The 8,772-nt window shown below is 58.0% G+C and carries 5 protein-coding genes and 2 pseudogenes; 5 read left to right on the top strand and 2 right to left on the bottom strand.

Annotation, left to right across the window (positions count from 1 at the left end; genetic code table 11):
• Positions 1–1,773, bottom strand: a 1,773-nt coding sequence (locus NYR54_RS18815) for a DEAD/DEAH box helicase (protein ID WP_261517241.1), incomplete at its 3' end; no start/stop codon positions are given.
• Between the two features lie 9 nt (positions 1,774–1,782).
• Positions 1,783–5,193, bottom strand: coding sequence for an STY4851/ECs_5259 family protein (locus tag NYR54_RS18810; RefSeq protein ID WP_261517240.1), 3,411 nt, complete (start codon positions 5,191–5,193; stop codon positions 1,783–1,785).
• Between the two features lie 241 nt (positions 5,194–5,434).
• Here NYR54_RS18810 and NYR54_RS18805 point away from each other — a divergent pair, with 241 nt between their 5' ends.
• The 5 genes and pseudogenes from NYR54_RS18805 to NYR54_RS18785 all read left to right on the top strand — a co-directional run bounded on the left by NYR54_RS18805 (position 5,435) and on the right by NYR54_RS18785 (position 8,336).
• The gene (locus NYR54_RS18805) at positions 5,435–5,677 is read left to right on the top strand and encodes a hypothetical protein (protein WP_261517239.1); all 243 of its coding nucleotides are present in this window, start codon (positions 5,435–5,437) and stop codon (positions 5,675–5,677) included.
• 167 nt (positions 5,678–5,844) lie between these two features.
• Positions 5,845–6,027, top strand: coding sequence for a DEAD/DEAH box helicase family protein (locus tag NYR54_RS18800; protein ID WP_261517238.1), 183 nt, complete (start codon positions 5,845–5,847; stop codon positions 6,025–6,027).
• Between the two features lie 136 nt (positions 6,028–6,163).
• Positions 6,164–6,339 (top strand): annotated as a pseudogene (locus tag NYR54_RS18795) (integrase core domain-containing protein); the annotation flags it as partial.
• Positions 6,340–6,371: 32 nt separating this feature from the next.
• A pseudogene (locus tag NYR54_RS18790) lies at positions 6,372–6,551 on the top strand (SOS response-associated peptidase); the annotation flags it as partial.
• Between the two features lie 1,239 nt (positions 6,552–7,790).
• Positions 7,791–8,336 (top strand): hypothetical protein, encoded by a 546-nt coding sequence (locus tag NYR54_RS18785; protein ID WP_261517237.1) that lies wholly within the window; start codon positions 7,791–7,793, stop codon positions 8,334–8,336.
• Positions 8,337–8,772 lie beyond the last annotated feature (436 nt).

The following is an 8,772-nucleotide window of genomic DNA, read 5'->3' as shown; positions in this document are numbered from 1 at the left end:
TTGCCGTTCCGTTTCGTCATGATGGCTCCTTAATCTCAAGAGGGGGAGCCTCCGGCAATCCCGGCGCGGTTCAGTCAGGCCGTCTCCTGGCGGTGCATCCACAACACGCCACTCCCTCTCTTCCCGAGCGAGCCAGAAACGCCTTGCGGAAGACGTCGGGTTGACCGCAAACAGTCGCTTCAACGCCAACGAGCTGGCGTGCTCAACCTCGGTCGTGTCGGAGTCCGTCTCATCCCCGTCGTCCTCAACCGGAATGCCTTCTTCACGCGCGCGATCGAAGACAAATTCATCCTTGGGCGGATTGCGCAGGGGCGCGGCAAGGCGTCCGGCCTTTTCCTGTCCTTCGAGGTAGGCCTCGCCGCATTCCACGCAGCTCACAATTTCAAGAACCGGAGCACCGCAAGCCACACATTGCTCGGCGCGTTCGGGCAAGATGCTGCCGAACGGCCAGTCCGACGGCCGTTTGCTGCAATTGGGGTTGACGCAGCTCCACACACCGGGAACTGCGCGTGCAAAGGCGTGCAGGCGGATCGGAGCAAGGCGTTGCTCCTCATCCTGGTCGTCCTTTCGGGCGGCTTTCGACAGGGACATGACCAGTTCAGGCGCGCTGACCCCGTAGCGGCGTGCAGGCGCATCAAATGCAGTCAGCGGCGCGCTGCCCTTGAACAGACGCTGGACCAGTGCCCACACCTCGTCATCACTGCCGAGCATTTCGTACAGTTCGCCGGGGCTGGCTTGCGCAGGCGGCGTTGAACCAGGCAGGGCCTTTGGAACTGGCCGAGAGGGAAGTTGCCGGTGACCCTCGATGACATGAACCCGGTCTTCCGAAATGCCTCCCACATCGGCCAGGAAGCTCCGAAGCTGCTCCTTGACCCGATCACCGGAGCCCATCGTGGCTGATGTCGCGATGAAACGGACCTGATCCGGCCTGACATCAAATGCGAGCAGGACGCGGCGCAAGAGCAACGCGATCTCGGCTGCCGCGGCACCAACCAGCGAATGCGCCTCATCAAGGACGATCCACCTGACCTTTCCCTTCGAGGCCTCGATAATCGGCTGGTCCTCCGTCCGCGCGAGCATGTACTCCAGCATGGTCACGTTTGTGACCAGGATCGGTGGCGGGCTCGCGCGCAGCTGTTCGCGGTCGATGATCTGTTCCGGAGTTTGCCGGCGCGTCGATTCGCGTTCACTCGGTGGCAACGCCCCATTATACAGGCAGAAACGTATCTTCCCGTTAAGCGGTTGTGTCCACGCGGAAAGCCGCTCGCGCTGGCTCTCGATAAGTGCGTTCAAGGGATACAGCATGATCGCCTGAACGCCTTCGAGCCGCTCTCCAGACCCGGCGGTTTGCTCAACCAGACTGCTCAAAATGGGGAGCAGAAAACATTCGGTCTTGCCTGAGCCTGTTCCGGAGGTCACCAGAACGGACTGCGGCGTTGGCTCGGCCAGACGCGACCATGCCTCCACCTGATGCCGGTAAGGCTTACGGCTCTTGGGGAAACGGTAGTCATGGTTGCGCGGCAAGGCATCAAGCGCCTCAATCAGGGTTGGGTGCAGCACTGTGCCGGCCAGCTCTGCCATAGTCTGCCCGGCCGAGATGAAGGGATGTGCTCCTTCCAGGATGGGTTCCTGCAGCAACACTCCCGCTGATCCCTTGGCTGTAAACAGCTCCCGCAATGAGCGCCGCAAGCCCTCGTGGGAAAGCCCCGACTGGGCGATGATGGCTTCCGCAACGCGTCCTCTGATTTCGTCGAGTGTCTGAAACGGATTCATGGTGACGTATCAGTTGTAAAACTCAAGGAAATGCGCCCATGCCCCGGTCACATATTGCGGGTCAGAGCGAAGAGTCCGACGGACGAGCAACATGGCGCTCTGGCTCAGCCTGAGTTTGCCAAGCGCACTCAGCGCCAGAAGCACAGGCGCAAACAGACCTGCAAAGTGCTCGTGAGACTTCGACAGGATCTCCGGATGGAGCTTGAATCCCTTGGACTCAAGATATTTTCCCATCTCATTGGGCGATTCACTGCCGTGATGGGAATGGGATGTGATAAAGGCGCTGGTGAGCTCCCGAAGCGGCACCCGTTCATCCACGGACACTGGAGGCAAGTCAAACTGCGTGAAGATCCAGTCGAGCGCCGGTTCGAATGCAACGAGATGCTGCTGAACCTTCTTCAGGCGGTCGAGTGCAACGCCCATTGCAAACTGTGGTCCCTGCAGCGGTTCGAGCAATTTTCTGATTGCGCTGCATTCAGCGTCCAGAACAGCAGCCCAGGCCGACAAAGGAACGCCCAGCCAGAGGAACGGCAGCTCGTTCTGCAGCGCCCAGATGACGCCTCTGTCCGCCTCATTGGAGGCACTGATCAGGAGGCGCAGCGCCGCTTCGGGAACGCGAGGAAGGAGCTTCAGCGCATCGAAAGCACTGGCGGGAAGACCATTCAGGTTCAGGACAGCGTCCTGTAGCCAGGCCAGAACATCTCTCTCTTCGTGGGAAGCTCCAAAACTCTCGAGTGCTTGCAAGAGGGCATTCTGGCGCGCTTCAACGTCCCCGATCAGGAGGTTTTCACTGAACCCGGTGACCTGATCCCTTGCCGGTCTGACAATGGGCAGAGGCCGCGAAACGACATCAATACCATCTCGAAGATAGGCAAGGCATGGGCCGGAACACGCATCCGGCAGATGCCAGATCCCCGGTGCTTCCTCCTCCAGAGCGAACTCCTTCCTGGGGTTCAGGATCATTCGGCCGACAAGCCTGATGCTCCCATCGGCGGGGGCATGCCAGTGGATCCGATCGCCATCGATGGAAAGCTGCCCGTAGCGGTAGCGCGAGACGTGGATCGGAGGACGGAAGTCGCCGATAAACTCCAGCTCCAATACACCGTCCTGGGAGGGCATGATCGCCAGCATTTCGCCGACAGCCTCGCGCAGGATGCCGAGGGGCAGCTCGCCCTCCACCTGTCTCCTGAAGCCCGTCCGCGAACCTTTCGGGGTGATATTGAGCGTTGTCGGACGAGGAGAGAGAGCAATTGCCCCCCGGAGTTGCGACAGGTCTATACGGGAACGAGGTTGGAGCAGCAGGCCATTTTCAAGAACAATGCAAGCGTCGCGTCCAGTCAGATGAACTCTGGTCTTGATCGAGGGCCCGGCAGGGGGCTGCAGTTCCAGAGGCAGATAATACACTGGCCGGCCTTTGAACTGGATCTCCCACATTCCCGGCTGGACCTGCTCCGAGGAAAATGACGTGTCGCTGGTCTTGATGGTCCAGTCCGGAAGGTTCTCAAGCCGGATCACGGCGGAATTCATGGTTTTCATGTCGCCACGAACAGCCGCGTCCTGCGGAAACAGCGCAACGACACGCTTCTCGATCTGGATGCCAGCCTGGGGATCTCTCCAGGACAGCTCGAAAAGGCCGCTGTCGGTCAGAGCGTTTTCCAGCGGCTGCCATCCCCGCTCGCCAGGCCGCCGCCAGAAGAACTCACCGCTGCGAGGGTCTCGCGGACTGCCCTTTTCACCTTCCCGAACCCGGGGAGTAAACGGAACGTAGGCGATTTCGACTGCCTTTTCCGACAGATCGAACCCGTTTCCGTGCGCGGACGGCAAATGCAATTGCTGGATACGATCGTCCGCACCCGGTTCCACCCGGAAACGGGTCTCCGCAGTATCGGAACTGAAATATACCGTTCCCTTGATGCGGATCAGCTGCCGGTCGCCGGTCCAGGTCTCATCGACACTGTCGATGGCTCCGTCGCAAGCCGGCTCAACGATCCAATGCGAAGGCACTAGCACATAGAGATGGTTTGCCGAGGAACTGACCGAGCCGGCCCTGATGAAACGAAGGAGCTTCTCCCCTCGCGCGGTTTCCTCATGTTCCTGAAAGACCAGGAGATCGGAACATAAGCGTTCTCCTCTGGGCCACGTCCAGAGAACGGGAGCCTCTTCCGGAGAGGTCAGGGAAACGGCAACCGGTTCTTCGAAGAGGTAGCCGGCAATCACTTCCGAAATGCGCGATAACGGGTGCACGCGCCAGCGCTTCTGCTCCCCTGTCGGAGGTTCCAGCAAAGCCAGTTCACCGGAAAGATGTTTGCCAAGCTCTCCGGAGGGAATGGCACGCAGTCTGGCGTTGGACGAGGCGACAGGCAATCTTGACACAGGCACTTCCCCGTCGGCGAGGATCTGGATGGCGGGTTGCCATTTTCCATCTCGCTGAACGAGCAGACGCCTGACTTCGACACCCTCCGTCGTCAGACCCTCAATCCTCTCGTCCAGGAGGCCAGTCAGAAGTTCCAGCACCGGGGCTCTGTTTTCAGTCGAAACATATAATGGCAACTCTTCGAACCAGTCTGGATGAATTGCATCCAGGATCGACGAGTTTGACATCCTGCCGCCGCTGGCTTTTTCGGCCTCGTTTCGCAGGTACAACAGCTTCTCGGCCAATTCGGCGCAGAGTTCGACAAAATCATCCCGCCGGTAGCTCTTGGGTACCCTTTCGCGTTCTTCCGAAGCGATCAGCAGGATGCGTTCATGCGCATCTGCTCCACCAGAGATCGCGCTACGCATGATCGTGCGGAGGTAGGCTCTCAGCCAGCCCCGTTCCTTTTCCGTCAGGACGCGGCTCGGAAGCCCTCCTTCCAGAGCAAGCGTCAAAAGGAATTCACGCGCATGCTCGCTCCTGCGGAGTTCACGGCCCCAGTACTGAAGACCAAGTTTTGTGAGCTTCTGCTTGCTGGTGTAGGGAACAGACGGGAACAGGTCCGGCGCGAGCTTATCCCACACAAGAAAGGTTGACTCCGCTTCCCTTCTGAACCACTCGGCGCAGAAGGCGACAAATAGCGCACCGGCCCTCCGATCTGGCGATGACAGGCGACCCGTCCGTGCAAGCACATGCAGCAGGTGTTTTGCACGCCCATACTCAACGTCCCGCATCTGGTAGCGATAGAGCGGCCGTCCGTCCGGGCGTTCCATACCCCTGGCACCGAAGAAAGCCTGGAGCCAAGTCCTGACGGGTCCCAACCCTCTTGCCTGCGCGGAATTGCTTCTTCTGTCACTCGAGAGAGAACGGCGCAGCGCGGCAACCTTCAGATGAAGCGTATTCGCTTCATCGCTGGAACGTTGCTTCAGTTCTTCATTCAGGAGTTCCAGGAACCTCTTGTCGTGACGCCGCGCTTCAAACAACTCAGCCAGATGCCTGTCGCTCAAATGCGAAAGACTAGTTTCCCCACCCACCTTTTCCTCCATCACGATGGAGGATGCATGATTCGCTGATCAATTGATAGCGCATAGGTTGTATCGGGCTGCGCGTACGATGCTGCAATACATATTTGTCGCGCTCATAAATGTGCAGGGGAATTGGGTAGGCCAATCGCTCAGACGATCCGTGGAGTCATTGTGATCCTGTCATGGAACTGACGGTTCTGGCTATTAGGCATCTAAAGAGCACATGAGCATACTTGACGCCATCAGGCCAGGCGCACGGATCAAAGATCTCGACGGCGACGGCATTGCCGAGATTATCTCGGTGACAAGGTTTGGACCAGACGCCGTCAACCTCGTCTATCGTGCCTTTGGAAAAGTGGGCGAACGGCTCCTCTACCGAGGCGACGAAGCCAGGCTTGAGATTCTTCAACCTGGCAGTAACTACACCTCTGGTGCCGACGGGGGGCTTGGTGAGGTTGGCATCTGAGGCCTACAGGATCCGCTTAGCGCACCTGTTTGATCCATACTTGGCTCTCAATGCTTCGCAAATCGAAGCATTGCCCCATCAGATCACGGCTATTTATGGTGAGATGCTACCTCGCCAACCACTGCGCTTCTTGCTCGCTGACGATCTCGGTGCTGGCAAGGACCATCATGGCAGGTCTTTTGATCAAGGAACTCTTGATCCGTGGCGATCTGGAGAGATGCCTGATCGTCGCCCCGGCGGGCCTAGTCGAGCAGTGGCAGGAAGAGCTGGCAGAGGAGTTTGGCCTTCAGTTCGACCTGCTTACGAAAGTTCAGGTAGAGGCGTCTGTAACGGGAAACCCTTTTTGTTGAAAAGAACCGCCTAATTCTTCGCCTTGATATGGCGGCTCGGTCTGACGTGCTCGCCTGATTGTCCGCGTGTCTTCATGCTGGATCGTCCTTTTCATCGGAAGATCCACCTTATGCCCCTGTCTCGGAAACCGGGACCACCTCAGCTTTCGTCAAAACCCTGAAGTGGGACTATATCCGCATATCAGCTCTACCAGACGCCGAAACTGCGCTCCGGCTCATCGATGATGGATCGAGGACTACAACGAAATCCATCCCCATTCCGCGCTCAAGATGGCTTCCCCACGGCAGTTCATCAGAGCTAAATCAAACTAGCTGACATGTCCGGTCAAACGGGGAGCACTCCACCCATCCACCAGAAGGCCATGCCTGTGATCCTCACCACCGAGGAAGAGATCGAGACATGGCTGACGGCGCCTTGGGAGGAGGCAAAGACCCTGCAGCGTCCCCTGCCCGACGACATGCTGATCGTAGTGGACGCCCCGATCCTGCCGCAGGAAGAGGAAGCGCAGTCGTTGCTGCTGTAGCAGGCCAGAACTCGAAGGAACCATCTTCGACTTGATCACGCACGACAATACTTGGGCGATGGTGGCACCAGGAACGTCGTCTCATCGTTTCCTCTGATGAACTAGAACCGCTTTCCCAGAATTCTGAATCGCTGATCCGGCAAACGGCGTTACAGGAAGTAATGGGGGGAGCAAGCTTGCCAGATGCGCAAACGGCGTTTGCAGCGCGGGCGGCTGAGGATGCCGATGGAGACCCTGTTCACCAGCCGCGGGCGGCTCAGGTAGCGGCGTCTGATGGAAGAAGCGGGCACTCCAAAGACGCCCAGACGTTGAGGCAAAGCCTGAGACCGGAACGTGTTTGGTACTGCCGCTGTCAATGACGAAGCTGCCCGCTCATAATCCCCCGCCGGAACCGGACAAGACTGGCCTCGATGCTATCCTGGACGCATCTCAGAGGACCTGACGTCGATCTGCCTCCCGACCTGCTCGATCCTCTCTCCTGCCCCCGGCCTCTGAGTTCTTCAGCCACTTGAGATGTCAGCCGCCTCAGCCCGTCCTTCGTTTGACGTCTCTTTTCCCATCCTGTGTTCCCGAATCCCTTCTCGGCATCTTCTTCCCCTCGGGCTTTTCGGCGACGTCCGACGCCCTGGCCCCCTCCACGCTTTCCAGGCCGCACGCTCCCGCTACAGCCACATCTCCTCCTCCCCCGGCGCTTCCGTCGTCCGCGATGTAACGCTTTTCCAGAGACCTGAATCGCCTGTCAGGTGCCTCGAATCGATGGCAGGGATTCCTGAATCGAATGCCTTGGCTCTTGAATCGCCTGCCTCGGGTTCTGAATCGGATTAACGTAAATTGTCTCAATGTATTTCGATTTGAGATGACGTGCGGGCACGGCGTCTCACATTGCCTGCACGGCGTCGTCGTGCTCGCTTGTCCAGTAGATGGCTGTCGCACTGCAACGCCCGTCCGGAGCGTTGAATCGCGTGCCTCGAGAGCTGAATCGCTGGCTCGCAGTCCTGAATCGAATTCCCCGGCTCCTGAATCGCCTGCCTCCGATTCTGAATCGACATGAAGAGGAGAAGCGTTGGCTGTCGCATCAGCCAAGCCGACCTTTATCGTTACAACTGTCGCCCCACCTACATTGACCAACCCTCCGATAACTCACCGCGCGCGATCCCGAGCGTCGGCAGGCTGAGAATGCCTTGACTTGATTTTGACTTTCGTCTATTTTGTGTTTCGTAAATTAGGGATATAAAAGAGATGCGCTTCGAAACTCTAGCTGACTACATGGAGGCTTTCTCCAAGAACCCGGATCTTGCTGTCATCCCGACGCCACTTGTTGCGGAACACTTGGGACGGACGCCACCCGCCGTTACTGCGATGATCCGGACGGGGAAACTCGATGAAATCCAGATCGGAAAGAACAAATTCATCGCCTTGAGGAGTCTTATGGAACTTGAGAAAGCGTTTCAAAGACAGGTGGATATCGTTGAGCAGTACCTTAGAGATCTAGTAAAGGAAGGCCGTCGTTCCGTCTTTTACGAACCCATCATGACAAAGGTTGGAATGGATCCTGCCATCCCTGCAGATCGTACGAAGATTGGTGAAATCCTCGGTGAAGTATCGCGTCGCTCGATGAAACGCGATGGAGTACTTCTGTCCGTCTTGGTGCATCGAAAGTCGGCGGGCAACACCGGGCCCGGACCGGGATTTTTCAAGCTTGCCGCCGAGCTTGGATGTAGCTGGACTGATGACAATGCGTTCGTCGAGGAACAGACGGAGCTTGTTGTCAAGAAATACTCATGACTTATGACCTGGGTAGCGTATTTCCATGCGAAGTGCGTCACTCCGGGCTTTCGAGGTACTTAGACGTCTGACTGCAACGCTACCCCAGAGCGTTGAAACGCGTGCCACGAGAACTGAATCGCTGGCACGCAGTCCTGAATCGAATTCCCCGGGTTCTGAATCGCATACCCCTGGTTCTGAATCCAGTTACCGTAAATTGTCTCGATTTGAGATGAGTTGCCGACACATCGAGACAGCGCGCGGAGACGTCATCTGACATTTTGTCGAACGTATGCCGCAAGAACTGAGGCATACATTCGACAAAACTGCCTAGAATGCGTGACAGGTAGGTCCAAGCGTCCGGACAAGTGCGCAAGGCGCGCGATGCTGCGCCGAGGCAGCTACGGCTGCTTCGGGCAGGCCGATGCAATGCGGCGTCGGCGTCTCCTTGTTCTCG

Origin of the sequence: Chelativorans petroleitrophicus (assembly GCF_025398195.1) — a bacterium.
Lineage (GTDB): Bacteria > Pseudomonadota > Alphaproteobacteria > Rhizobiales > Rhizobiaceae > Chelativorans > Chelativorans petroleitrophicus.
This window is presented reverse-complemented; position numbering and strand designations above follow the sequence as displayed.

What these genes read in the sequence shown, in the direction of transcription:
- NYR54_RS18805 (WP_261517239.1), top strand. Translation starts at nt 5,435, where the DNA reads ATGAGCATACTTGACGCCATCAGGCCAGGCGCACGGATCAAAGATCTC.
- NYR54_RS18800 (WP_261517238.1), top strand. Translation starts at nt 5,845, where the DNA reads ATGGCAGGTCTTTTGATCAAGGAACTCTTGATCCGTGGCGATCTGGAG.
- NYR54_RS18785 (WP_261517237.1), top strand. Translation starts at nt 7,791, where the DNA reads ATGCGCTTCGAAACTCTAGCTGACTACATGGAGGCTTTCTCCAAGAAC.